General features: G+C 70.7%; 22 protein-coding genes. 16 read left to right on the forward strand and 6 right to left on the reverse strand.

Translation table 11 applies throughout. The features are described from left to right. Positions 1–86: 86 nt before the first annotated feature. The 3 genes from KK483_RS11885 (at position 87) to KK483_RS11895 (ending at position 3,275) form a co-directional block, all read left to right on the forward strand. Positions 87–1,244: an acyl-CoA dehydrogenase family protein gene (locus tag KK483_RS11885; RefSeq protein WP_262005197.1), complete on the forward strand. Its 1,158-nt coding sequence runs from the start codon at positions 87–89 to the stop codon at positions 1,242–1,244. 4 nt (positions 1,245–1,248) lie between these two features. After that, positions 1,249–2,130, forward strand: a complete 882-nt coding sequence (locus tag KK483_RS11890; protein WP_262005198.1) for an acyl-CoA thioesterase II — start codon at positions 1,249–1,251, stop codon at positions 2,128–2,130. A gap of 101 nt (positions 2,131–2,231) precedes the next feature. Beyond that, the gene (locus KK483_RS11895; RefSeq protein ID WP_262005199.1) at positions 2,232–3,275 is read left to right on the forward strand and encodes a cation diffusion facilitator family transporter; all 1,044 of its coding nucleotides are present in this window, start codon (positions 2,232–2,234) and stop codon (positions 3,273–3,275) included. Between the two features lie 44 nt (positions 3,276–3,319). Here KK483_RS11895 and KK483_RS11900 read toward each other — a convergent pair whose 3' ends face one another. Together KK483_RS11900 and KK483_RS11905 are read right to left on the reverse strand one after the other, a co-directional pair. Beyond that, positions 3,320–4,099: a phosphatase gene (locus KK483_RS11900; RefSeq protein WP_262005200.1), complete on the reverse strand. Its 780-nt coding sequence runs from the start codon at positions 4,097–4,099 to the stop codon at positions 3,320–3,322. Between the two features lie 137 nt (positions 4,100–4,236). Beyond that, positions 4,237–4,830 (reverse strand): TetR/AcrR family transcriptional regulator, encoded by a 594-nt coding sequence (locus KK483_RS11905; RefSeq protein ID WP_262005201.1) that lies wholly within the window; start codon positions 4,828–4,830, stop codon positions 4,237–4,239. 85 nt (positions 4,831–4,915) lie between these two features. Here KK483_RS11905 and KK483_RS11910 point away from each other — a divergent pair, with 85 nt between their 5' ends. The 10 genes from KK483_RS11910 to KK483_RS11955 all read left to right on the forward strand — a co-directional run bounded on the left by KK483_RS11910 (position 4,916) and on the right by KK483_RS11955 (position 18,041). Then, entirely contained in the window at positions 4,916–6,532 is a 1,617-nt protein-coding gene (locus KK483_RS11910; protein WP_262005202.1) for a carboxyl transferase domain-containing protein, read from the forward strand. 29 nt (positions 6,533–6,561) lie between these two features. Continuing rightward, positions 6,562–8,535: a biotin carboxylase N-terminal domain-containing protein gene (locus KK483_RS11915; RefSeq protein WP_262005203.1), complete on the forward strand. Its 1,974-nt coding sequence runs from the start codon at positions 6,562–6,564 to the stop codon at positions 8,533–8,535. After that, on the forward strand, positions 8,532–9,485 hold the full coding sequence (locus tag KK483_RS11920; protein WP_262005204.1) for a hydroxymethylglutaryl-CoA lyase: 954 nt from the start codon (positions 8,532–8,534) through the stop codon (positions 9,483–9,485). The genes KK483_RS11915 and KK483_RS11920 overlap by 4 nt, the downstream gene beginning before the upstream one ends. Before the next feature lie 2 nt (positions 9,486–9,487). Next, the gene (locus KK483_RS11925) at positions 9,488–10,654 is read left to right on the forward strand and encodes an acyl-CoA dehydrogenase family protein (RefSeq protein ID WP_262005205.1); all 1,167 of its coding nucleotides are present in this window, start codon (positions 9,488–9,490) and stop codon (positions 10,652–10,654) included. A gap of 237 nt (positions 10,655–10,891) precedes the next feature. Next, entirely contained in the window at positions 10,892–11,929 is a 1,038-nt protein-coding gene (locus KK483_RS11930; RefSeq protein WP_262005206.1) for an ABC transporter substrate-binding protein, read from the forward strand. Between the two features lie 2 nt (positions 11,930–11,931). Next, complete coding sequence (locus KK483_RS11935; RefSeq protein ID WP_262005207.1) at positions 11,932–12,810, forward strand: siderophore-interacting protein; 879 nt, start codon at positions 11,932–11,934, stop codon at positions 12,808–12,810. 141 nt (positions 12,811–12,951) lie between these two features. Beyond that, positions 12,952–14,427, forward strand: a complete 1,476-nt coding sequence (locus KK483_RS11940; protein ID WP_262005208.1) for an aspartate aminotransferase family protein — start codon at positions 12,952–12,954, stop codon at positions 14,425–14,427. Further along, positions 14,411–15,691, forward strand: coding sequence for a lysine N(6)-hydroxylase/L-ornithine N(5)-oxygenase family protein (locus KK483_RS11945; RefSeq protein WP_262005209.1), 1,281 nt, complete (start codon positions 14,411–14,413; stop codon positions 15,689–15,691). The genes KK483_RS11940 and KK483_RS11945 overlap by 17 nt, the downstream gene beginning before the upstream one ends. Then, positions 15,688–16,245 carry a GNAT family N-acetyltransferase gene (locus tag KK483_RS11950; RefSeq protein ID WP_262005210.1) on the forward strand — a complete coding sequence of 186 codons (558 nt, stop codon included), beginning with the start codon at positions 15,688–15,690 and terminating at the stop codon, positions 16,243–16,245. The genes KK483_RS11945 and KK483_RS11950 overlap by 4 nt, the downstream gene beginning before the upstream one ends. Continuing rightward, positions 16,242–18,041: an IucA/IucC family siderophore biosynthesis protein gene (locus KK483_RS11955; protein WP_262005211.1), complete on the forward strand. Its 1,800-nt coding sequence runs from the start codon at positions 16,242–16,244 to the stop codon at positions 18,039–18,041. Before KK483_RS11950 ends, KK483_RS11955 begins: the two co-directional genes overlap by 4 nt. 75 nt (positions 18,042–18,116) lie before the next feature. Here KK483_RS11955 and KK483_RS11960 read toward each other — a convergent pair whose 3' ends face one another. Next, positions 18,117–19,736, reverse strand: a complete 1,620-nt coding sequence (locus KK483_RS11960; protein ID WP_313878818.1) for a beta-N-acetylhexosaminidase — start codon at positions 19,734–19,736, stop codon at positions 18,117–18,119. A gap of 157 nt (positions 19,737–19,893) precedes the next feature. Between KK483_RS11960 and KK483_RS11965 the strand changes: the two genes are divergently transcribed. The 3 genes from KK483_RS11965 (at position 19,894) to glmS (ending at position 23,088) form a co-directional block, all read left to right on the forward strand. Further along, positions 19,894–20,802, forward strand: coding sequence for a DUF4429 domain-containing protein (locus tag KK483_RS11965; protein WP_262005213.1), 909 nt, complete (start codon positions 19,894–19,896; stop codon positions 20,800–20,802). Positions 20,803–20,903: 101 nt separating this feature from the next. Further along, positions 20,904–21,179, forward strand: coding sequence for a hypothetical protein (locus KK483_RS11970; RefSeq protein WP_242336749.1), 276 nt, complete (start codon positions 20,904–20,906; stop codon positions 21,177–21,179). A gap of 91 nt (positions 21,180–21,270) precedes the next feature. Continuing rightward, positions 21,271–23,088, forward strand: a complete 1,818-nt coding sequence (gene glmS / locus KK483_RS11975; RefSeq protein ID WP_262005214.1) for a glutamine--fructose-6-phosphate transaminase (isomerizing) — start codon at positions 21,271–21,273, stop codon at positions 23,086–23,088. 97 nt (positions 23,089–23,185) lie between these two features. On the opposite strand, the gene KK483_RS11980 is transcribed toward glmS, so the two are convergent. The 3 genes from KK483_RS11980 to KK483_RS11990 form a co-directional block, all read right to left on the reverse strand. Then, the gene (locus KK483_RS11980; protein WP_262005215.1) at positions 23,186–23,425 is read right to left on the reverse strand and encodes a hypothetical protein; all 240 of its coding nucleotides are present in this window, start codon (positions 23,423–23,425) and stop codon (positions 23,186–23,188) included. Positions 23,426–23,631: 206 nt separating this feature from the next. After that, positions 23,632–24,201: a GPR1/FUN34/YaaH family transporter gene (locus KK483_RS11985; RefSeq protein ID WP_242336757.1), complete on the reverse strand. Its 570-nt coding sequence runs from the start codon at positions 24,199–24,201 to the stop codon at positions 23,632–23,634. Between the two features lie 168 nt (positions 24,202–24,369). Beyond that, positions 24,370–24,891 carry a universal stress protein gene (locus KK483_RS11990; RefSeq protein ID WP_242336760.1) on the reverse strand — a complete coding sequence of 174 codons (522 nt, stop codon included), beginning with the start codon at positions 24,889–24,891 and terminating at the stop codon, positions 24,370–24,372. Positions 24,892–25,267: the final 376 nt, after the last annotated feature.

The raw sequence follows: 25,267 nt of genomic DNA on the forward strand, positions 1-25,267 counted from the left end.
TGCGAACCGCCGGGTAACTTACCCTGAGCAAGCGCTTAGACATGTCGTACCCAGGGGCACCCCGGGACCAGCACGAGGAGGCGTCCGTGCGTCGGACCGTATTCAACGAGGACCACGAGGCGTTCCGCGAGACGATCCGCGCCTTCATCGAGGCCGAGGTCGTCCCCGTCTACGACGAGTGGTTCGCCGCGGGCCAGGCGCCGCGCGACTTCTACGACAAGCTCGGCGAGCTGGGCATCTTCGGCATCAACGTCCCCGAGGAGTTCGGCGGCGCGGGCCTGGACACCCACAAGTTCGAGGCGGTGCTGTACGAGGAGACCGCGCGCGCGGGCGTCCAGTTCGGCGGCTCCGGAGTGCACGTCCTGCTCGCCCTGCCGTACATCAAGATGCTCGCCGACGACGAGCAGAAGAAGCGCTTCCTGCCGAAGTTCGTCACCGGCGAGGAGATGTGGGCGCTGGCCATGACCGAGCCGGGCACCGGCTCCGACGTCGCCGGCATGAAGACCACCGCCAAACTCTCCGAGGACGGCACGCACTACGTCCTCAACGGCGCCAAGACGTTCATCACCGGTGGCGTGCACGCCGACCGCGTGATCGTGTGCGCCCGCACCTCCGCCCCGCGCGAGGACGACCGCCGCTTCGGCATCTCGCTCTTCGCCGTGGACACCAAGGCGGAGGGCTACTCCATCGGCCGCAAGCTGGACAAGCTCGGCCTGCGCACCTCCGACACGGCCGAGCTGGCCTTCGTCGACGTCAAGGTCCCCGTCGAGGACCTGCTCGGCGAGGAGAACAAGGGCTTCCACTACCTCGGCCAGAACCTGCCCTCCGAGCGCTGGGGCATCGCCTTCGGCGCGTACGCCCAGGCCAAGGCCGCCGTCCGGTTCGCCCAGCAGTACGTGCAGGAGCGCACGGTCTTCGGCAAGACGGTCGCGTCCTTCCAGAACACCAAGTTCGAACTGGCCGCCTGCCAGGCCGAGGTGGACGCCGCCGAGGCCGTCGCCGACCGCGCCCTGGAGGCGCTGGACGCGGGCGAGCTGACCGCCGCCGAGGCCGCCTCCGCGAAGCTCTTCTGCACCGAGGTCGCCCACCGCGTCATCGACCGCTGCCTCCAGCTGCACGGCGGCTACGGCTACATGAACGAGTACCCGATCGCCCGCCTGTACGCCGACAACCGCGTCAACCGCATCTACGGCGGCACCAGCGAGGTCATGAAGTCGATCATCGCCAAGTCGATGGGCCTGTGACCCTGTGAGCGAAGGCGCACAGCCGCTTGACGAACTGCTCGATCTGCTCGACCTGGAGCAGATCGAGCAGGACTTCTTCCGGGGCCGCTCGCGCTCGGCGATCGTGCCCCGCGTCTTCGGCGGTCAGGTCGCGGCCCAGGCGCTGGTCGCCGCGGGCCGCACCGTCCCCGACGACCGCACCGCGCACTCCCTGCACGCGTACTTCCTGCGCCCCGGCGACCCGGGCGCCCCCATCGTCTACACGGTCGACCGGATCCGCGACGGCCGCTCCTTCACGACCCGCCGGGTCGTCGCCGTGCAGCACGGGCAGCCGATCTTCCACCTCTCGGCGTCCTTCCAGACCTACGAGGAAGGGCTCGACCACCAGGCGGCCATGCCTCCGGCGCCGGACCCCGAGACCCTGCCCACGGCCGCCGAGGCGCTGCCCCGCCATCTGCCGCCGCACATCGCCGAGCGCTTGGTCCAGGCGCGTGCGGCGGTCGACCTTCGCTACGTCGGCGCGACGCCGTGGGCCAGCGTCGGAGAGCCGCGCGAACCGCGCTCGCAGGTGTGGTTCCGCACGAACGGCAAGCTCGACGCGTACACGGCCGACCCGCTGCTGCACGTCTGCCTCGCCACGTACGTCTCCGACATGACACTGCTCGACTCCGTCCTGCTCGCACACGGGCGGGGCGGCTGGGCGGTCGGGGACGTCGTCGGCGCCTCGCTGGACCACGCCATGTGGTTCCACCGGCCGTTCCGGGCCGACGAGTGGCTCCTGTACGACCAGGAGTCGCCGAGCGCGCACGGCGGACGGGGGCTCGGCCAGGCCCGTATCTACACGCGGGAGGGGCAGTTGGCGATCTCGGTGATCCAGGAGGGCGTGGTCCGCGTTCCGCGCGACTAGGTCGTGTCTTCACCGGTTGCGCGGTCACTCGCCCCGCAACCAGTCCGGCGCCGCACGGGTCGGACCGCGATGCGGCCGCACAACGGACATACCCTCCCTTCATGGCGAGCGAGGAGATCACGGGCGGAGGCCACGGCTCCGGCGGGCAGGCCGACGAGCCCGTACCGCCCCCGGAGCGCATCGAGCAGGGTGAGACGCCGGAGAGCACCGTCACCGTGATCGTCGCGGCGCTGGCGAACCTCGGCATCGCGGTGGCGAAGGCCGTGGCCGGAGTCATCAGCGGATCGAGCGCGATGCTCTCCGAGGCCGCCCATTCGGTCGCCGACACCGTCACCGAGGTGATGCTGCTCACCGCTCTGCGGCGGAGCGTGAGACCGGCGGACGAGGAGCATCCGCTCGGCTACGGCCCCGAGCGGTACATCTGGGCGATGCTCGCCTCCGTCGCCACCTTCGTCGGCGGCGCCGTCTTCTCCCTGTACGACGGCATCCACACGCTCGCGCACGGCGAGGAGTTGGGCAACCCGCTGCCGTCGTACATCGTGCTCGCCGTCGCCGCCGTGCTGGAGGGCTTCTCACTGCGGACCGGCATCCGCCAGATCCGCGGCGAGGCGGCACGCTTCGGCACGCCCGCCCGCCGCTATCTGCGCTACACCCCCGACACCGCCGTCAAGGCCGTGGTGATGGAGGACTCCGCGGCCCTGAGCGGCCTCCTGCTCGCGGCGGGCGGCCTTGCGGGCGCCCAGCTCACCGGCTCCTCCGTCTGGGACGGCGTCGCCTCGATCCTTATCGGCCTGCTACTGGTGTACGTGGCCTGGGTGCTGGGCCACAGCAACGCCGAGCTGCTGATCGGGCGGCCACTGCCGCCTACGATGCGGGACTCGGTCCACGAGGAGCTCCTCACCGTCCCGCACATCGTCGGCGTGCTGGAACTGACGACACTCATCCAGGGCCCCACCGAGATCCTGATCGCCGCGAAGGTGAACTTCCGGGACGTGGCGTCGGCCGAACAGGTCGAGTGGGCCTGCGAGGACGCCGAGGAGCAACTGCGTCAGCGCTTCCCGGCGATCCGCCGGGTGTACCTGGACCCGACCCCGGGGGTGCATCAGGTGCGGCCGGGCGGCACCGGCCCGACGAGCCCGCGCTGAGGCCCGCAGGTCACCGGCCGGCCGGCCGACCGCCGACCGCCCGGTCAGAGCAGCCCCGACGCCTCCAGCAGATACGCCGTCATCGGCTCGTAGAAGCGCGGGTCCGTGACGTGGTCGTCCAGCGGGACGGTGACCTGGAGCGTGCCCTCGGCCTCGCCGATGAAGAGCGCCGGGTCGTTGCAGTCGGCGTAGCCGACCGCGTCGATCCCGCGCTGACCCGCGCAGCCGGCCCAGCCGTGGTCGGCGACGACGAGATCCGGCAGCGGGCGCCCATCGCGCTCCAGGCCGTCCAGGATCGCGGCCATCGGCTCGGGTGAGTGGGTGTGCCACAGGGTCGCCCCGCGCTCCAGCATCGCCACGTCGGCGAACTGGTAGACCATGCCCTCGTCGGCCATGAGCCCGGACGGGATCCGTACGATCTCGCAGCCGGCGGATCTCAGCGCGTCCGCGGTCTGCCGGTGCACGTCGAGCAGCCCGCCGGGGTGGCCGGTCGCGAAGAGCACCGCTTCCCGTCCGGCGGCGGCCTGCTTCAGCCGGGCGGCCATCCGGTCCAGCGCGTCGACGGTCAGCTCCGGGTCGATGGTGTCCTGCCCGAACCGGTACTGCGGGTCGTCGTTGACGCCGCAGCGCTCCGCCATCACGGCCAGCACGTCCTGCTCGTCGGTCCAGCGGTCGCCGAGCTCCAGGCCCAGCCAGTAGTGGCGGTCTCCGTTGGAGAGCTTGCGGTAGTGGGAGAGGTTGTTGTCGCGGGGGGTGGCGACGGCTCCGGCGATACGCGTGCGGACGAGGTGGTCGACAAGGGCGGCGCGGTTCGGTATCGGCATGCGCCCATTGTGCCGCCAGGTGTGCGGAGCGTGCTTGGCGTCCCGCTGGCTGGACGCCTCCGGCAGGGCCGAGAGCGGCGCCGGGCCGAGAGCGGCGGCGCCGGGCCGACGGCGGCGCCGGGCCGACGGTGGCGGCGTCAGGCCGACAGCGAGGCGAACGCGCCGTGCGCCAGTTTGCGCAGCAGCGCCTCCATGGCGGCGCGGCCGGGCAGTCCGCCCGCGCCCCGGCCGAGGTGCGGGGTGGAGTTCAGCAGGCCGAACACGGCATGGACGGCCGCCCGCGCCTGGCCCTCGGGGATCTCCGGGTGCAGTGTGCGGACCACGTCCACCCACAGCTCGACGTACTGCCGCTGGAGCTGGCGCACCAGCTTGCGGTCGCTGTCGCGGAGCCGGTCCAGCTCGCGGTCGTGGAGGGTGATCAGGGGGCGGTCGTCGAGGGCGAAGTCGATGTGCCCGTCGATCAGCGAGGCCAGCACCTGCTCGGGGACGCCGTCCGCCTCGGCGACCCGGCGCCTGCCGCCGTCCAGCAGCCGGCCGGAGATGCCGACCAGCAGCTCGGCCAGCATCGCGTCCTTGCCCGGGAAGTGGCGGTAGAGGCCGGGGCCGCTGATCCCCACGGCCGCGCCTATCTCGTCGACGCCGACGCCGTGGAACCCGCGCTCGGCGAAGAGGCGTGCGGCCTCCTTGAGGATCTGCTCGCGCCGGGTCAGGGCGTCGGTCCTGGTGGTCATGGCATCGATTCTAGACAAGGCAGTTAGCGCTCGTTAACCTGGAGGACATGGGTTAACGCTCATTAACACGAAGGGAGCCCGCCGGATGCAGCAGGCACCTGTGCTGGCGAGTGCGGCGGATCCCGCATCCGCGGCCTGGCAGGCGAACGAGGAGGCGCACCGCGCCCTCGTCGACACGCTGCGCGCAAAGCTGGCCGCGGCCAGGCTGGGCGGGGGTGAGAAGGCCCGCGCCCGGCACACCGCGCGCGGGAAGCTGCTGCCCCGCGACCGGGTGGACACCCTCCTGGACCCCGGTTCGCCGTTCCTGGAGCTGGCGCCGCTCGCGGCCGAGGGGATGTACGAGGGACAGGCACCGGCCGCCGGGGTGATCGCCGGAATCGGCCGGGTCAGCGGCCGCGAGGTGGTGGTCGTCGCCAACGACGCCACGGTCAAGGGCGGCACCTACTACCCGATGACGGTGAAGAAGCACCTCCGCGCCCAGGAGGTGGCGCTGGAGAACGGGCTGCCGTGCGTCTACCTCGTCGACTCGGGCGGCGCCTTCCTGCCGATGCAGGACGAGGTCTTCCCGGACCGCGAGCACTTCGGCCGGATCTTCTACAACCAGGCGCGGCTGTCCGGCGCCCGCATCCCGCAGATCGCTGCCGTGCTCGGCTCCTGCACGGCCGGCGGGGCGTATGTGCCGGCGATGAGCGACGAGGCCGTGATCGTGCGGGACCAGGGGACGATCTTCCTCGGCGGCCCGCCCCTGGTGAAGGCCGCGACGGGCGAGGTGGTCACGGCCGAGGAGCTCGGCGGCGGCGAGGTGCACTCGCGGGTCTCCGGCGTCACCGACCATCTGGCGGAGGACGACGCGCACGCCCTGCGCATCGTGCGCACGATCGTCTCGACGCTGCCGAGGCGCGGCCCGCTCCCCTGGCCGGTCGAGCCGGCCGAGGAGCCCAAGGTGGATCCGTTCGGGCTGTACGGGGCGGTGCCGGTGGACTCCCGCACGCCGTACGACGTGCGGGAGATCATCGCCCGCGTCACGGACGGCTCCCGGTTCGCGGAGTTCAAGTCGGAGTTCGGCACGACCCTGGTGACCGGCTTCGCCCGGATCCACGGCCATCCGGTCGGCATCGTCGCCAACAACGGCATCCTGTTCTCCGAATCCGCCCAGAAGGGCGCCCACTTCATCGAGCTGTGCGACCAGCGCGGCATCCCGCTGCTCTTCCTCCAGAACATCTCGGGGTTCATGGTCGGCAGGGACTACGAGGCAGGGGGCATCGCCAAGCACGGCGCCAAGATGGTGACGGCGGTGGCGTGCACCCGTGTGCCGAAGCTGACGGTCGTCGTCGGCGGTTCGTACGGCGCGGGGAACTACTCGATGTGCGGGCGGGCCTATTCGCCGCGCTTCCTGTGGATGTGGCCCAACGCCAAGATCTCGGTCATGGGCGGGGAGCAGGCCGCTTCGGTGCTCGCGACGGTCAAGCGGGACCAGATCGAGGGCCGCGGCGAGGAGTGGCCCGCGGAGGCGGAAGAGGCGTTCAAGGACCCGATCCGCGCCCAGTACGAGCAGCAGGGCAGCGCGTACTACGCGACGGCCCGGCTGTGGGACGACGGGGTGATCGACCCGCTGGAGACCCGGCAGGTGCTGGGTCTGGCCCTGACCGCCTGTGCCAACGCGCCGCTGGGCGAGCCCGGCTTCGGCGTCTTCCGGATGTGAGGACTGCTGTGACACTCGAAGGACAGCTGATGTTCGACACGGTTCTCGTCGCCAACCGGGGCGAGATCGCGGTTCGCGTCATCCGTACGCTCCGGACCCTGGGCGTCCGCTCGGTCGCCGTCTTCAGCGACGCCGACGCCGACGCCCGGCATGTGCGGGAGGCGGACACGGCGGTGCGGCTCGGTCCGCCGCCCGCGGGAGAGAGCTATCTCTCCGTGGAGCGGCTGCTGGACGCGGCCCGGCGGACCGGCGCCCAGGCGGTCCACCCCGGCTACGGCTTCCTCGCGGAGAACGCGCAATTCGCGCGGGCCTGTGCGGACGCGGGCCTCGCCTTCATCGGACCGCCCGCCGAGGCGATCTCCCTGATGGGCGACAAGATCAGGGCGAAGGAGACGGTCCGTGCGGCCGGGGTTCCGGTGGTGCCCGGCTCCTCGGGGTCCGGGCTGACCGACGACGAACTGGCCGAGGCCGCCCGGGAGATCGGCATGCCGGTGCTGCTGAAGCCCTCGGCCGGCGGCGGCGGCAAGGGCATGCGGCTCACCCGCGTGGAGTCGGCGCTCCTGGAGGAGATCGCGGCGGCGCGGCGCGAGGCGCGGGCGTCCTTCGGCGACGACACACTGCTCGTCGAGCGGTGGATCGACCGCCCCCGGCACATCGAGATCCAGGTCCTCGCGGACGGCCACGGGAATGTGGTGCACCTCGGCGAGCGCGAGTGCTCGCTCCAGCGCCGCCACCAGAAGATCATCGAGGAGGCGCCGTCCGTCCTGCTCGACGAGGAGACCCGGGCGGCGATGGGCGAGGCGGCCGTGCAGGCGGCCCGCTCGTGCGGGTACCGGGGCGCGGGCACGGTCGAGTTCATCGTCCCGGGCGGGGACCCTTCCTCGTACTACTTCATGGAGATGAACACCCGGCTCCAGGTCGAGCACCCGGTCACCGAGCTGATCACCGGGCTGGACCTGGTGGAGTGGCAACTGCGCGTCGCGGCGGGCGAGAAGCTGCCCTTCGCCCAGGACGACATCACGCTCACCGGCCACGCCGTCGAGGCCCGCATCTGCGCCGAGACCGTGTCCGTCAAGGAGGGCTCCCGCGGCTTCCTCCCCTCCGGGGGTACGGTCCTCGCCCTTCACGAGCCGCAGGGCGACGGCGTCCGCACCGACTCGGGCCTCAGCGAGGGCGTGGAGGTCTCCAGCCTCTACGACCCGATGCTGTCGAAGGTCATCGCGTACGGCCCGGACCGCGCGAGCGCCCTGCGCAGGCTGCGCGCCGCCCTGGCGGAGACGGTCACCCTGGGCGTCCCCACGAACGCGGGCTTCCTGCGCCGGCTGCTGGCCCACCCCGCGGTGGTCTCCGGCGAGCTGGACACCGGGCTGGTCGAGCGTGAGGTGGACGGCCTCGTCGACGCCACGGTTCCGGCGGAGGTGTACGAGGCGGCGGCGCTGCTGCGGCAGCCGTCCCGGGCCGCGGACGCGGACGGCTGGACCGACCCGTTCTCCGTACCGTCGGGCTGGCGGCTCGGCGGTGAACCGGCCCCGGCGGTGCGCCACTTCCGTGTGCCGGGCCACGAGCCGGTGTCGGTCCGGATTCCCTTCGGCCCCGTCCGGGGGGCGAGGACGGAGACACGGGTCTGGGTCGAGGTGGACGGTGTCACCCACACCTTCACCCACGCCGCCGCGCCCGGAGGGAGCTGGCTCGGCCGGGACGGGGACTCCTGGCACGTCCTGGACCACGACCCGGTCGCGGCGAGTCTCAGCGGCGCCGCGCACCAGGGCGCGGACACGCTCGCCGCGCCCATGCCCGGGACCGTCACGGTCGTGAAGGTGGCGGTCGGCGACGAGGTCACCGCGGGCCAGAGCCTGCTCGTCGTCGAGGCGATGAAGATGGAGCACGTCATCTCCGCCCCGCACGCCGGCACCGTCACCGAGCTGGACGTCACCCCGGGGGCCACCGTTGCCATGGACCAGGTGCTCGCGGTCGTCACCCCGCGAGAGGAGGGCGAGGCATGACCGAGGGACTGCCGATGGAGGTGCCCGTCGCGGATCTTCCGCCACGGGTGCGGATCCACGAGGTGGGGCCCCGCGACGGGCTGCAGAACGAGAAGGAGGTCGTCCCCACCGAGGTGAAGGCGGAGTTCGTCCACCGCCTCGCCGACGCGGGGCTGACCACCGTCGAGGCGACCAGCTTCGTCCACCCGAAGTGGGTGCCCCAACTGGCCGATGCCGAGGATCTGTTCCCCCGGCTCGGCGACATCGAGGGCGTCGCCCTGCCCGTCCTCGTGCCCAACGAGCGCGGACTGGACCGGGCCGTCGCGCTCGGCGCCCGCCGCATCGCCGTCTTCGGGTCGGCGACCGAGACCTTCGCCTCCCGCAACCTCAACCGCACGGTCGACGAGTCGCTCACGATGTTCGAGCCGGTCGTCGCACGCGCGAAGGCCGACGGGATCCATGTCCGCGGCTATCTGTCGATGTGCTTCGGCGACCCCTGGGAGGGCAAGGTCCCCGTCCACCAGGTCGTCCGCGTCTCCAGACGGCTGATGGACCTGGGCTGCGACGAGCTGAGCCTCGGCGACACCATCGGCGTCGCCACGCCCGGCCATGTCCTCTCCCTCCTCGCCGAGCTCAACGAGGAGGGTGTGCCGACCAGCGCCATCGGGGTCCACTTCCACGACACCTACGGCCAGGCGCTGGCCAACACCCTGGCCGCGCTTCAGCACGGCGTCACCACCGTCGACGCCTCCGCGGGCGGCCTCGGCGGCTGCCCGTACGCGAAGAGCGCCACCGGAAACCTCGCCACCGAAGATCTCGTGTGGATGCTCCACGGCCTCGGCATCGAGACCGGGGTCGACCTCGGCCGGCTCACCGCCACCAGTGTGTGGCTGGCCGGGCGGCTGGGCCGTCCCAGCCCCTCCCGTACCGTTCGCGCCCTCGCGGGCACGGCTTCCCACAAGGAGTCCTAGCCATGTCCCTGGACCACCGTCTCGCCCCTGAGCACGAGGAACTCCGCCGCACGGTGGAGGAGTTCGCCCATGACGTCATCGCCCCGAAGATCGGCGACTTCTACGAGCGGCACGAGTTCCCCTACGAGATCGTCCGCGAGATGGGCCGCATGGGCCTGTTCGGGCTGCCCTTCCCCGAGGAGTACGGGGGCATGGGCGGCGACTATCTCGCCCTCGGTATCGCCCTGGAGGAGCTGGCCCGCGTCGACTCGTCCGTCGCGATCACCCTGGAGGCCGGGGTCTCGCTCGGCGCCATGCCGGTCCACCGCTTCGGCACCGAGGAGCAGAAGCGGGAGTGGCTGCCCCGGATGTGCTCCGGCGAGATCCTCGGCGCCTTCGGGCTGACCGAGCCGGACGCCGGCTCCGACGCGGGCGGCACGAAGACCACCGCCGTGCGCGACGAGGCCACCGGCGAGTGGGTGATCAACGGCTCCAAGTGCTTCATCACCAACTCCGGTACGGACATCACAGGGCTGGTCACGGTCACCGCTGTCACCGGCCGCACCCCCGAGGGAAAGCCGCTCATCTCCTCGATCATCGTCCCCTCCGGCACCCCCGGCTTCACCGTCGCCGCCCCCTACTCGAAGGTCGGGTGGAACGCGTCGGACACGCGCGAGCTGTCCTTCTCCGACGTCCGCGTCCCGTTCGGGAATCTGCTCGGCGAGGAGGGCCGCGGCTACGCCCAGTTCCTGCGCATCCTCGACGAGGGCCGGATCGCCATCGCCGCCCTCGCGACGGGCCTCGCCCAGGGCTGTGTGGACGAGTCCGTGAAGTACGCGAAGGAGCGGCACGCCTTCGGCCGCCCGATCGGGGACAACCAGGCCATCCAGTTCAAGATCGCCGACATGGAGATGAAGGCCCACACCGCCCGTCTCTCCTGGCGCGACGCGGCCTCCCGGCTCGTCCTCGGCGAGCCCTTCAAGAAGGAGGCGGCGCTGGCGAAGCTGTACTCGTCGACGGTCGCCGTCGACAACGCCCGCGAGGCGACCCAGATCCACGGCGGCTACGGCTTCATGAACGAGTACCCGGTGGCCAGGATGTGGCGGGACTCCAAGATCCTGGAGATCGGCGAGGGCACGAGTGAGGTCCAGCGCATGCTGATCGCGAGGGAGTTGGGGATCTCCGCCTGACGCAGGCGCTGTCCCCCTGATCCGGGGGACAGCGTGCCGTTCGAAGCGACCGCCGGCGCAGGTGCCGCCGGCACGGTGGCGAGTGCGGTGGTGGCCGTACGGCGGCGACAGGCGTTCCCTGGCGGGCGGTGATCAGCGTCACGGGGGGCGGCCGCTGAACAAGATCTGAGGTTAGGCTAACCTACCCACGAACTTGCCAGTGGCCGACCCCGGCACGCACCGAAAGCGACAACGCCCATGCCCAACGCCCGCGCTTCCCATCTCACCCGTCGCGGTCTGCTTGCCGCGGGCGGCGCCCTCGGGCTCGGCGCCGCACTGACCGCCTGCGGTGGCGAGTCGAAGAGCGACTCGTCGGCCGACGCCAAGTCCGGTCCGTGGGAGTTCAAGGACGACCGCGGCCAGACGGCCAAGGCGAAGTCCACTCCGAAGAACATCGTGGCCTTCACCGGCGCCGCCGCCGCGCTCCACGACTTCGGCATCGAGGTCAAGGCCGTCTTCGGCCCGACGTACGTCGAGGACAAGGCGAAGGGCACCAAGACCCCCGACGTCCAGGCCGGCGACCTCGACATCGACAAGGTCAAGGTTCTCGGCAATGTCTGGGGCGAGTTCAACGTCGAGCAGTACGCGGCGACCGCCCCCGAGCTGCTCGTCACCGACATGTGGGAGAAGAACGCCCTCTGGTACGTGCCGGACCAGTCCAAGGACAAGATCCTCAAGCTGGCCCCGAGCGTCGCCCTGTGGGCCTCCGACCTGTCCATGCCGAAGGTGCTCCAGCGCCACGTCGAGCTGGCCGAGTCGCTGGGCGCCGATGTGAAGGGCAAGAAGGTCACCGACGCCAAGGCCGCCTTCGAGAAGGCCGCCGCCCGGCTGCGCGCGGCCGCCAAGGCCAAGCCCGAGATCAAGGTGCTCGTCGGCTCCGCCAGCGCCGACCTGTTCTACATCTCCGCGCCGGAGCGCCCGACCGACACGCTCTACTTCAAGGAGCTCGGCGTCAACTTCGTGACGCCCACCAAGCTCGACCAGGGCGGCTGGTTCGAGAGCCTCAGCTGGGAGAACGTCGACAAGTACAAGGCCGACGTCATCATGATGGACAACCGCGCCTCGGCCATCCAGCCCGACGCCCTGAAGTCCAAGCCGACCTGGGCCCAGCTGCCCGCCGTCAAGGCCGGCCAGGTCGTCCCGCGCGTCACCGAGCCGATCTACTCGTACGAGAAGTGCACGCCGATCCTCAACGACCTCGCCGAGGCCATCGAGAACGCGAAGAAGGTCGCCTGACGATGACGGCAGCCGCAGCCGCCCCGTTCCGTTTCTTTCCTCTCCAGGTCGTACGGACGCGGCGGCTCGGCCCGTCACTGATCCGTGTCACCTTCGGTGGGGGCACCTCCCAGGCCGAAGGCTCTGGGGGAGCAGCCCTCAAGGACTTCGCCTCCGGAGGCCGCGACCAGTCCCTCTCCCTCTTCCTGCCGCATCCCGGCCAGGAGGCCCCGGTCGTGCCGGTGCCGGAGGACGGGGACATGTACGCCGCGCTCGGCGCCTGGCGTGCGCTGCCGGACGACGTGCGGGCCGTGATGCGCTCGTACACCGTGCGGGAGCAGCGACCGGACGCCGGTGCACACGGCGAGGTCGACATCGACTTCGCCGTCCACACGGACGGCGGCCCGGCCTGCCGCTGGGCGCAGAAGGCTTCCTGCGGTGACCGCGTCACCGTCCTGGGCCCCGCGGTCGCGGACAACACGGCCGTGCGCTTCCGGCTGCCCGGCGACGCCGACTCCGTGCTCCTGTGGGCCGACGAGACGGCGCTGCCCGCCGCCTCGGCGATTCTGGAGTCGCTGCCGGCCGGGATCCGCGCACAGGTATGGCTCGAAGTCCCGTACGCCGAGGACCGGTTGGAGCCGCAGACCGCGGCCGACGCGACCGTCACCTGGCTGGTGCGGGCGGAGGGCGCGCCCTCGGCCGTCGACGCGGTGCGCGCCGCCGGCTTCGCCGGTGCCGCTCCGTACGCCTGGATCGCCGGCGAGTCCGGCTCGGTCAAGGCGCTGCGCCGTCATCTGGTGAACGAGCGCGGACTGGACCGCCGCCGTGTCACGTTCGTCGGCTACTGGCGCAGGGGCCTCAGCGAGGACGCCCTGCGCGAGACCCCCGACGACGATGCCTGACCGACCGTCGGGCGAACGCTGACGTAACAGCTGCTTCCCCAGGGGGGCGAGGGCCGATTGCCGCGCAAACTTAGGTTAGGCTAACCTAAGTTCAACGCGCTCCCCCTCGCCCCCTCTTCATGTCCCCGGGAGGACCCTCACATGCGCTCGCACCTGCTCAATGACACAACGGCGGAGCACTACAGGCGCTCCGTGACCGAAGGAGTCGAGCGGGTGGCGAACAAACTCGCCACGACCCGGCAGCCGTTCACCGGGATCACCCCCGACGAGCTGGCCCCGGTGATCGACGCCGTCGACCTCGACCGGCCGCTCGGCGACGCCACCGCCGCGCTCGACGAGCTGGAGCAGGTCTATCTGCGCGACGCGGTCTACTTCCACCACCCCCGCTACCTCGGCCACCTCAACTGCCCGGTCGTCATCCCCGCCGTCCTGGGCGAAGCGGTCCTCTCCGCGGTCAACTCCTCGCTCGACACCTGGGACCAGAGCGCCGGCGGCACCCTCATCGAGCGCCGCCTCATCGACTGGACCACCGGCCGGATCGGCCTCGGCCCCGCCGCCGACGGCGTCTTCACCAGCGGCGGCACGCAGTCCAACCTCCAGGCGATGCTGCTGGCCCGCGAAGAGGCCAAGACGGACGACCTGTCGAAGCTCCGCATCTTCTCCTCCGAGTGCAGCCACTTCAGCGTCCAGAAGTCCGCGACGCTGCTCGGCCTCGGCCACGACGCCGTCGTCTCGATCCCCACCGACCGGGACAAGCGGATGCAGACGGTGGCCCTCGCCGCCGAGCTGGAGAAGTGCCGGCAGGACGGGCTGGTCCCGATGGCCGTCGTCGCCACCGCCGGCACCACCGACTTCGGCTCCATCGACCCGCTTCCCGAGATCGCCGACCTGTGCACGCTGTACGGCGCCTGGATGCACGCGGACGCCGCCTACGGCTGCGGACTGCTCGCATCGCCCACCCGGCGCCACCTCCTGGACGGCATCGAGCGCGCCGACTCCGTGACCGTCGACTACCACAAGTCCTTCTTCCAGCCGGTGAGTTCCTCCGCCCTGCTGGTGCGGGACCGGGCGACGCTGCGCCACGCCACGTACCACGCGGACTACCTCAACCCCCGGCCAACGGTGGAGGTGGGGGCACCTCCCGTGCCCGAAGGGCTACGGGGGAGGATTCCGAACCAGGTCGACAAGTCACTCCAGACCACGCGCCGCTTCGACGCGCTCAAGCTGTGGATGACCCTGCGCGTCATGGGCGCCGACGGGGTCGGGCAGCTCTTCGACGAGGTCTGCGACCTCGCGGCCGAGGGCTGGCAGCTGCTCGCCGGCGACCCGCGCTACGACGTCGTCGTGGAGCCGAGCCTGTCCACCCTCGTCTTCCGCTACATCCCGGAGCACGTCACCTCCCCCGCCGAGATCGACCGGGCCAACCTCTACGCCCGCAAGGCCCTGTTCGCCTCCGGCGAGGCCGTCGTCGCCGGGACGAAGGTCGACGGCCGCCAGTACCTGAAATTCACCCTGCTGAACCCCGAGACGACCGTGCACGACATCGCCGCCGTCCTCGATCTGATAGCCGGCCACGCCGAGCAGTACCTTGGAGAGAACCTTGTCCACGCTTCCTGATCACCGTGACATCCACGATTTCATCGGTATCGGACTCGGTCCGTTCAACCTCGGCCTCGCCTGCCTGACCGAGCCCATCGACGGACTGAACGGTGTCTTCCTGGAGTCCAAGCCGGACTTCGAGTGGCACTCGGGGATGTTCCTCGAAGGCGCCCACCTCCAGACGCCGTTCATGTCGGACCTCGTCACGCTCGCCGACCCGACGTCCCCGTTCTCCTTCCTCAACTACCTGAAGGAGAACGGCCGGCTGTACTCGTTCTACATCCGCGAGAACTTCTACCCGCTGCGAACCGAGTACAACGACTACTGCCGCTGGGCCGCCGCCAAGCTGAGCAGCATCCGCTTCAACACGACGGTGACGACGGTCTCCTACGAGGCCGACGACGAGCTGTACGCGGTCACCACCGCCGACGGCTCCGTCCTGTGGGCCCGCCGGCTCGTCCTGGGCACCGGCACCCCGCCGTACATCCCGGACGCCTGCCAGGACCTCGGCGGCGACTTCACCCACAACTCGCGCTACCTCCCGGCCAAGGAGGAGCTCCAGAAGAAGAAGTCGATCACCCTCGTCGGCAGCGGCCAGAGCGCGGCGGAGATCTACTACGACCTGCTCGCCGAGATCGACGTCCACGGCTACGCGCTGAACTGGGTCACCCGCTCCCCGCGGTTCTTCCCGCTGGAGTACACCAAGCTGACCCTGGAGATGACCTCCCCCGAGTACATCGACTACTTCCGCGCACTGCCGGAGACCACCCGCTACCGGCTCGAAGCGGAGCAGAAGAACCTCTTCAAGGGCATCGACGGGGAGCTGATCAACGAGATCTTCGACCTGCTCTACCAGAAGAACCTCAAGGGCCCCGTCCCGACCCGGCTGCTCACCAACACCGCGCTCCACACGGCCTCGTACGAGAACGGCACGTACACCCTGGGGCTGCGCCAGGAGGAGCAGGAGAAGGACTTCGAGATCCACACCGAGGGCCTGATCCTGGCCACCGGCTACAAGTACGCCACCCCCGCCTTCCTGGAGCCGGTGCACGACCGGATCCGCTGGGACGGCCAGGGCCGCTTCGACGTCGCCCGCAACTACGCGATCGACACCACCGGGCGCGGCATCTTCCTCCAGAACGCGGGCGTGCACACGCACTCCATCACCTCGCCCGACCTGGGCATGGGCGCGTACCGCAACGCGTACATCATCCGTGAGCTGCTCGGCTCCGAGTACTACCCCGTCGAGAAGACCATCGCGTTCCAGGAGTTCGCTGTATGAGCACCACCGCCCCCGCCCTGGGGACGTTCTCCGTCCGTCCCCTCGATCCGATCGCGGACGCCGAGCTGCTGCACGGCTGGGTCACCCACCCCAAGGCCGCGTTCTGGATGATGCAGGAAGCCGCACTGCACGACGTCGAGCGCGAGTACATGGCGATCGCGGCCGCCGAGCACCACGACGCGCTCATCGGTCTGCACGACGGCGAGCCCGCGTTCCTGATGGAGCGGTACGACCCGCGCCATGTCGAGCTCGTCGGGCTGTACGAGCCCGAGCCCGGCGACGTCGGCATGCACTTCCTGGTCGCCCCGACCGAGACCCCGGTCCACGGCTTCACCCGTGCCGTGATCACCGCGGTGATGCGCGAACTGTTCGCGGACCCCGCGACGCGCCGCGTCGTCGTCGAGCCGGACGTGGCGAACAAGGCCGTGCACGCGCTCAACGAGGCGGTCGGCTTCGTCCCTGACCGGGAGATCCAGAAGCCCGAGAAGAAGGCGCTGCTGAGCTTCTGCACACGTGAGCAGTTCGAGGCGGCCGTGGGGAGTGATCCGCGATGACCTCCATCGACAACCCGGTCGACAGCGTCGCCCACCTCACCCCCGAGCTGTGGGCCGAGGCCAACCGGCAGCTGATCCGCAAGGGGCTCGCCGAGTTCGCCCACGAGCGGCTGCTCACCCCCGTGCCGGCCGAAGGCTCCGGGGGAGACCGGTACGCGGTGGCGAGCGACGACGGCAGGACCGAGTACCGGTTCACGGCCCGCCGCTTCGCCCTCGACCACTGGCAGGTACTCCCCGAGACGGTCACCCGCCACCGCGACGGCCGTGAACTCCCCCTGGACGCCCTGGAGTTCTTCACCGAACTGCGCGGCGCGCTCGGGCTGTCCGACGAGATCCTGCCGGTCTACCTGGAGGAGATCTCCTCCACCCTGTCCGGTACGGCCTACAAGCTCACCAAGCCCGACGTCCCCGCCGCGGACCTCGCCCACGCCGGCTTCCAGGCCATCGAGACCGGGATGACCGAGGGCCACCCCTGCTTCGTCGCCAACAACGGACGGCTCGGCTTCGGCGTCCACGAGTACCACCGGTACGCCCCCGAGGCCGCGGCCCCAATCCGGCTGCTGTGGGTCGCCGCCCACCGCTCCCGCGCCACCTTCACCTCCGGCGCGGACCTCGGCTACGAGAACCTGCTGCGGGCCGAGCTCGGCGAGGCGGCCCTGGCCCGCTTCGACGCGCGGCTGCGGGAGCTCGGCCTGGACCCGGCCGAGTACCTGCTGATGCCGGTCCACCCCTGGCAGTGGTGGAACAAGCTCTCCGTCACCTTCGCCGCCGAGGTGGCCCAGCGCCGCCTCGTCGTGCTCGGCGAGGGCGACGACGAGTACCTGGCCCAGCAGTCGATCCGTACGTTCTTCAACACCAGCGACCCGGCCAAGCACTATGTGAAGACGGCGATGTCCGTCATCAACATGGGCTTCATGCGCGGTCTGTCCGCCGCGTACATGGAGGCCACGCCCGCCATCAACGACTGGCTGGCCGGCCTCATCGCCGGGGACGACGTGCTGAAGGCCGCGCGCTTCTCGATCATCCGCGAGCACGCGGCGGTCGGCTACCGGCACCTGGAGTACGAGGCCGCCACCGACCGCTTCTCCCCGTACCGCAAAATGCTCGCCGCGCTCTGGCGGGAGAGCCCGGTGGCGACGCTGGAGGACGGCGAACGGCTCGCCACGATGGCCTCGCTGCTCCACGTCGACCGCGCGGGCAAGTCCTTCGCGGGCGCGCTGATCGGTGAGTCGGACCTGGCGCCTGAGGTGTGGCTGCGCCGCTACCTCGACGCCTATCTGCTGCCGGTGCTGCACTCCTTCTACGCCTACGACCTCGTCTACATGCCGCACGGCGAGAACGTCATCCTCGTCATCGGCGAGGACGGGGCGGTGCGACGCGCGATCTTCAAGGACATCGCCGAGGAGATCTGTGTGATGGACCCGGACGCGGTCCTTCCGCCGGTGGTGGAGCGGGTGCGCGCCGAGGTCCCCGAGTCCATGAAGCTGCTGTCGATCTTCACCGACGTCTTCGACTGCTTCTTCCGCTTCCTCGGTGCCACGCTGGCGACGGAGGGCGTGGTGAGCGAGGAGGCGTTCTGGCGGACGGTCGCGCAGTGCGTCACCGCGTACCAGGAGTCGGCGCCGCACCTGGCCGACAAGTTCGCCCAGTACGACATGTTCGCCGACGAGTTCGCGCTGTCCTGCCTCAACCGGCTCCAGCTGCGCAACAACAAGCAGATGGTGGATCTGGCGGACCCGTCGGGCGCGCTCCAGTTGGTGGGCACCCTGGAGAACCCGATCGCACGGTTCCGGTAGGCGGGGCCACAAGCCGGCGGGCGCCCCGCGGAGTACGGTCCTCCGCGGGGCGCCCGCTTCCTCGTTCCCCGTGAACTACCCGGCGGGCCAGGGAACCTGCGGCGAGCGGTAGTAGTCGATACCGAGCGCCGCCATCCGCGGCCCCTGCGCCGCGAGCCGCACCTTGTACGCGTCCCAGTCGTGCGTGGACGCCGGGGACCAGCCGAGCTCCGCGACCCCCGGGAGCCTCGGGAAGGCCATGAACTCGATGTGGTCGCTGGTCGAGACGGTCTCCGACCAGAGCGGCGCCTCGACCCCGGCGATCGCGGAGGCGGGCGCACCGGGCAGATACGCCCCCGGGTCCCAGTCGTACGCGCGCTGCACCTCGACGTAGCCGGCCCAGGCCAGGCCCAGCGGGGTGTCCTTGGTGTACTTCATGTCGAGGTAGATCCGGTCGGCGGGCGACAGGATCAGCTTGGTGCCGTTCCGCGCCGCCCGGGCGACCTGCTCCTTCTCGGCGGCGCCGGTGCCGTCCAGGCCCCAGTACTGGGCGATCGCGCCCTTGGCGGGGACCGCCCCGGTCAGCTGGTGCCAGCCGACCACCGTCTTGCCGTACGTGCCGACGACGGCCTGCGCCTTGTCCATGAACGCGACATAGTCCTCGTGGCTGGTGGAGTGTGCCTCGTCACCGCCGATGTGCAGATACCTGCCGGGGGTGAGCGCGGCCAGCTCGCGCACGACGTCGTCGATGAAGTCGTACGTCACGGCCTTCGGCACGCACAGCGAGCTGAAGCCGACGCTCGTGCCCGTGTAGAGCGGCGGGGCGACGCCGTCGCAGTTGAGCTCCGCGTACGAGGCGAGGGCGGCGTTGGTGTGCCCCGGCATGTCGATCTCCGGGACCACTTCGAGGTAGCGGGACGCGGCGTGGGCGAGGATCTCCTTGTACTGGGCCTTGGTGTAGTGGCCGCCGGGCCCGCCGCCGACCTGGGTGGAGCCGCCGTAGGTGGCGAGGCGCGGCCAGGAGTCGATGGCGATGCGCCAGCCCTGGTCGTCGGAGAGGTGCAGATGCAGTTTGTTGATCTTGTAGAGCGCGAGCTGGTCGATGTAGAGCTTGACCTGGTCGACGGTGAAGAAGTGCCGGGAGACGTCGAGCATCGCGCCGCGGTGGCCGTAGCGCGGGGTATCGGTGATCGTCCCGCCCGGGACCTGCCAGGGGCCGGCCTGCCGGGTGTCCTTCTCGACGGCGGCGGGCAGCAGTTGGCGGAGGGTCTGGACACCGTGGAAGAGGCCGGCCGGTCCACGGGCGGTGATGGTGACCCCGTCGCGGCCGGACTCCAGCCGGTACCCCTCCTCCCCCAGGCTCCTGTCGCGCGAGCCGAGCGAGAGCCGGATGCCGCCGCGGCCGTGGCCGTCGTCGGTGACGGGCAGCGGGTAGCCGGTGGACGGGCGCAGCACGGAGGCGAGGTACGCGCCGATGCGGCGCGCCTCGCGCGAGTCGTCGTCGACGCGGATGCGGGTCGCGGGGGTGAGGGCGTACGGGGCGCCGGCGGGCCGTACGGAGGCCGGGGCGGGCACGATCTCGCCGAGCGGTCTGGCGGCCGCGGTCTGCGGGGCGCCCTGCGCGGGGGCGGGGGCCGCTCCGACGCAGGAGATGCCCGCCGCGGCGACGAGCAGCAGCGAACCGAGGAGGCGGGGCAACGTTCTGTGCTGTCTCACAGGCTGGGTCCCTTCCGAGGGCGTCACGACTGTGGTGCTGAGCAACCGAACGGTGACCATCCGTACCGTGCGTCCCAGTGGCGGTCAAGGTGTAGACCACTTCGGGCTCGTCTGCGGATGCCGACGCCTCCGGCGGCCCGGTGCGACAATCACCCCCATGGCGGAAATCATCCAGAAGGACGGGACCTGGACCTTCGACGGCGATGTCGTCCGTATCGTGCCGGGCAGCGGCGGCAAGACGCATCCGGTGCGGCAGTCCCTGGGTGAACTCGGCGTTCCGCTGGAGGCGTTGGCGGGTGTCGCCTTCGAGCCGGGACGCCGCAGCGGTCGGCTGCGGCTGAAGCTGCGCGACGGCAGCGACCCTCTGCTGCTGGCCGCCGACGGCCGGCTGCCGGACAACGGCGACCCGTACCGGCTGACCGTGGAGAACGACCGGACGGGCGTGGCCGAGTACTTCGTGGACGAGCTGCGCAACGCCCTGCTGCTCGACCAGGTTCCGGACGGGCCGGCGGACCGCTTCCTGCTGCCGGGCCCGGCCGTCCCCGTCTCGGGCGGCGGGGGCGACGGCACCGCCTCCTTCGACGGCGACGCGATCCGGCTCACCTGGAACTGGAAGGCCGAGGAGTCCAAGAACGCGTCGGGTGCCACATCCTTCCCGCTCGGGGACGTGACGGCGGTGCAGTGGCTTCCGGCGATGGGTCTGGAGAACGGCCATCTGCGCTTCGTGATGCGCGGCAGGAACGCCTCGGGCCCGGCCAAGTACGACCCGTACGCCCTCGATCTGTGGGGACTGTCCCGCAAGGAGCACACCGCCGTCCTGGTCGCCGCCGCCGTGATCGCCCGGCTTCCGCATCCGAGCTCCCCCCACGCCCTGCGGGGGTCGGGGGACCCCCGGCAGGAAGCGGCGCCGGCGGGCGGGCCGCCCGCCGTGGCCGCGGCTCCCAGCTCCGACGATCATGATGTGCTGCTGCGGCGGCTGCGCGAGCTCGGTGAGCTCCACCGAAGCGGGATCCTGACCGACGAGGAGTTCACCACGGCCAAGCAGGCCGTACTCAAACGCATGTAAATCGGGCGTAAATCTGCCCTGTAATCATGATCACGCAGGTTTCTGCCCGATATCGGGCAGGATTCTTGCGTTGGGGGCGGGCGACCCCTCAATATCGACGGGTGCTCGAACGCCGTCCGTCGCACGACGACCTCATCGACCACCTGGTGCGCAGCACCGCGCTCCAGCGCGGCGAGGCCGCCCGGGTGGTCCTCGACGTGCTGGCGTTCTTCGACGAGACGGCCGAGGAATACGTTCGCCGTCGCCACCGCGAGCTGCAGTCCGGCGGGGCCGTGAACACGGAGATCTTCGAACGGATCGCCGCCGAGCTGCCGCACCGCGCCGTGGCACCGCCGGAGCTCTCGCTCCGCCAGCTGCGCCGCATCGTCTACGGCTAGAGCCGCCGCCGGACGGACGCAGGACGGACGGGCAGCCGCCGGGTCGGACACGGGCACACACACGAACGTCGTTGGAGGGGCAGGAAACTCTATGTGCGGAATCGTCGGTTACATCGGGAAGCGTGATGTCGCTCCGCTGCTGCTGGAAGGTCTGCAGCGGCTGGAGTACCGCGGCTACGACTCCGCGGGCATCGTGATCACCAGCCCCAGGACCGCCGGGCTGAAGATGGTCAAGGCCAAGGGCCGGGTCCGCGACCTGGAGGCCCGGGTCCCCAAGCGCTTCGCCGGTACCACCGGCATCGCCCACACCCGCTGGGCCACCCACGGCGCCCCGAGCGACGTGAACGCGCACCCGCACCTCGACGCCGAGAACAAGGTCGCCGTCGTCCACAACGGCATCGTCGACAACGCCTCCGAGCTGCGCGCCAAGCTGGAGGCCGACGGCGTCGTCTTCGCCTCCGAGACCGACACCGAGGTCCTCACCCACCTCATCGCCCGCTCCCAGGCCGAGAAGCTGGAGGAGAAGGTCCGCGAGGCGCTCAAGGTCGTCGAGGGCACGTACGGCATCGCCGTCATGCACGCCGACTACAACGACCGCATCGTCGTCGCCCGCAACGGCTCCCCCGTCGTCCTCGGCATCGGCGAGAAGGAGATGTTCGTCGCCTCCGACGTCGCCGCGCTGGTCGCCCACACCCGCCAGGTCGTCACCCTCAACGACGGCGAGATGGCCACCCTGAAGGCGGACGACTTCCGCACCTACACGACCTCGGGCACGCGGACCACCGCCACCCCCGAGACCGTCGAGTGGGAGGCCGCGTCGTACGACATGGGCGGCCACGACACGTACATGCACAAGGAGATCTCCGAGCAGCCCGACGCCGTGGACCGCGTGCTGCGCGGCCGCATCGACGACCGGTTCTCCACCGTGCACCTGGGCGGCCTCAACCTGGACGCCCGCGAGGCCCGCGGCATCCGCCGTGTGAAGATCCTCGGCTGCGGCACCTCGTACCACGCGGGCATGATCGGCGCCGGGCTCGTCGAGTCCCTCGCCCGGATCCCGGCGGACGCCGAGCCGGCCTCCGAGTTCCGCTACCGCAACCCGGTCGTCGACCCCGACACCCTCTACATCGCCGTCTCGCAGTCCGGCGAGACGTACGACGTGCTCGCGGCCGTCCAGGAGCTCAAGCGCAAGGGAGCGCGGGTCCTGGGTGTGGTGAACGTGGTCGGCTCCGCGATCGCCCGCGAGACGGACGGCGGCGTGTACGTGCACGCCGGCCCCGAGGTCTGCGTCGTGTCGACGAAGTGCTTCACCAACACCGTCGTCGCCTTCGCGCTGCTCGCACTGCACCTGGGCCGGATCCGCGACCTGTCCGTCGCCGACGGCAAGCGGATCATCGACGGCCTGCGCCGGCTGCCCGCCCAGATCGCCGAGATCCTCGAACTCGAGGACGAGATCAAGAAGCTGGCGGACCTGTACGCCGACGCCAAGTCGATGATGTTCATCGGCCGCGTCCGCGGCTACCCGGTGGCGCTGGAGGCCTCCCTGAAGCTCAAGGAGATCTCCTACATCCACGCCGAGGCGTACCCGGCCTCCGAGCTGAAGCACGGGCCGCTGGCGCTCATCGAGCCCGCCCTGCCGACGGTCGCGATCGTCCCGGACGACGAGCTGCTGGAGAAGAACCGCGCCGCGCTGGAGGAGGTCAAGGCCCGCAGCGGCAGGATCCTCGCGGTCGCGCACCAGGAGCAGGAGAAGGCCGACCACACGATCGTCGTGCCGAAGAACGAGGACGAGCTGGATCCGATCCTCATGGGCATCCCGCTCCAGCTCCTCGCGTACCACACGGCCCTGTCCCTGGGCCGGGACATCGACAAGCCGCGGAACCTGGCGAAGTCCGTCACCGTGGAGTGACCCCCTGCCCGGCGCCGGCGAGCCGGCGGAACGGGCGTGGCGAGGGCGCGGTCCTGATCAGGACCGCGCCCTCGCCATGTCGTCACCTCGTCTGCTGTCAGTCGCTGTCGTCGTCCTCCCAGCAGTCGCTGTCGTCGTCCCAACTGTCGTCCCAGCCGTCGTCCCAGTCGTCGTCCCAGGCCGCGAAGGCGCCGGCGGATGCCGGCACGACCGAGGCCCCGGCAGGCGCCGCCGCCGGGGCGGCGAAGGCGCTCGAGGGCAGCAGCGCGCCTCCGGCCGCCAGGCCGGTCGCGGCGGCGAGCATCACCAGGCGCTTGGCTCGCGAGTTGCGGATCATGGGAGTTCTCCTTCGTTCCTCAGGGATGTGGTCATGTGCTCCGTGAGAGCCCGTGCGTCCAGTAGGCCCGGCCGGGTGCCGTGCGTCACGGCACGGCAATTCGGGACTTGACACAAGGGGGAGACCCCCTCCGCGCACGCCACCTGCGCGCAGAGGGGGTCTCCCTTTTCGTCGCCGGCGTCGCCCTCACGCCGGCCCGTGGCCGCTCAGCCGGTGGCCGTCACCCCCCGGCCGGCAGCGCGCCCGGAGAAGGTGGGCCAGTGCGCCAGCGTCGCCGTGGCGCCGTACCAGGCCGCGAGGCCCGCGACCGCGCCGGCCCAGCCGCCGGCCTTCGCCAGGCCGTCGTTCTCCGCGAACGACGCGATGGCGAGCAGCAGCAGCGAGATGAACAGCAGCCCGTACACACCCTGTCCGAAGAGTCCGCTGCCCGCGGAGGCCGCGGTGAGGGTGAGAGCCAGAAGCGCGAACAGCAGCAGGAACATGCCCGCCGCTTCCGCCGAGACCTCCGAGCCGGCGCCGTTGCCCCAGGTGAACCAGAAGGCGCCGAGGCCCGCGAAGGCCGTACCCGTACCGCCGTTGCCCGCACGGAACTCGAGCAACCCGACGATGAACAGTGCGACCCCGCCCACCCAGGTCGCTAGTGACGCGGCGTCGGATGCCGCGACGTTGTCGATCACACCGGTGTGGCCGATACCGAAGGCCAACAGGGTCAGTCCCAGTGCGAGGTGGCCGAGAGTGGATGACGTTGCGCTTCCCGCGGAGACTTCGTTGTCCACGGCGGGCTCCCTTCGTGCGCGGGTTGGTGCTGCTTCCCAGCCACGGTTATGTACCCTTCACAAGCGCACAATCCACCTCTACGGGCGAGTAGATTTGACGGTCGTCAAAAAGTTATACAACCGGTCCGACCAGGGGGAACGAGAGGCGACGCGACCTCTCGGAGCGGGTCAGGGGATGACGACGACCGGCCGCTGCGCGCGGCGCGCGAGACGGCCGGCGACCGACCCGAAGATGCGCCCCACGATGCCGTGCGTGGAGCCGACGACGATCGCGTCCGCCGAATACTCCCGGCCGACTTCCTCGAGCTCGTGGCAGATGTCCCCGCCTCGCTCGACGAGGATCCACGGGACCTCGGACAGATAGTCGGCACAGGCGAGCTCGAGACCGAGCACCTCGGTGCGGTGGTCGGGCACGTCCACGAAGACCGGCGGCTCGCAGCCCGCCCACACGGTCGTGGGAAGGCGGTTGGCGACGTGAACGATGATCAGGCCGGAACCGGACCGCCGGGCCATGCCGATCGCGTACGCCAGCGCCCGCTCACTGGAGGTCGATCCGTCGAAGCCGACGACAACTCCGTGCCGGAAGGCGGGATCGCAGGCATGGCGTGACTCTTCCGCCGCTTGCAGATCCGACAGGGGGTCGGCGACCTGCTTGCGGTCCGCGGGTTCGGGGAATTCGTGACCGGCCATCGGTGTCTCGGCGTTTTAGATCCTCATGGGAGGGCGGCGGTTGGCAGCGGCGGAGCTGTGTCCGGGAATCATCTTCCCAACCCCATACCCCAAGGGTACGGCGACACTCCTCCCCTGCCCAGAGCCGGCAGCCCTACTCACGGCGTTCTCACGGCGTTCCAGGGAGCATGCACGAGCACGCTCCGTATGGCAATGGCATCTGTCCCATACAGGCTTCGGCGCCGGAGCCCGCGCGACCGCGGTGACGGCAGTGACCGTAGGGTTCCGCTTCTCGTTGGCATGCGAACCCGTCCCCCCGCCCCCGAAGGAGCTTCCGTGCCCGCACGACCGGCCGCCCGTGCCTCCGCCCCGACGCCGGCGGCCCCGCCGGCGCGCG

The organism is Streptomyces sp. FIT100 (genome assembly GCF_024584805.1).
In the GTDB taxonomy this organism is placed as follows: domain Bacteria; phylum Actinomycetota; class Actinomycetes; order Streptomycetales; family Streptomycetaceae; genus Streptomyces.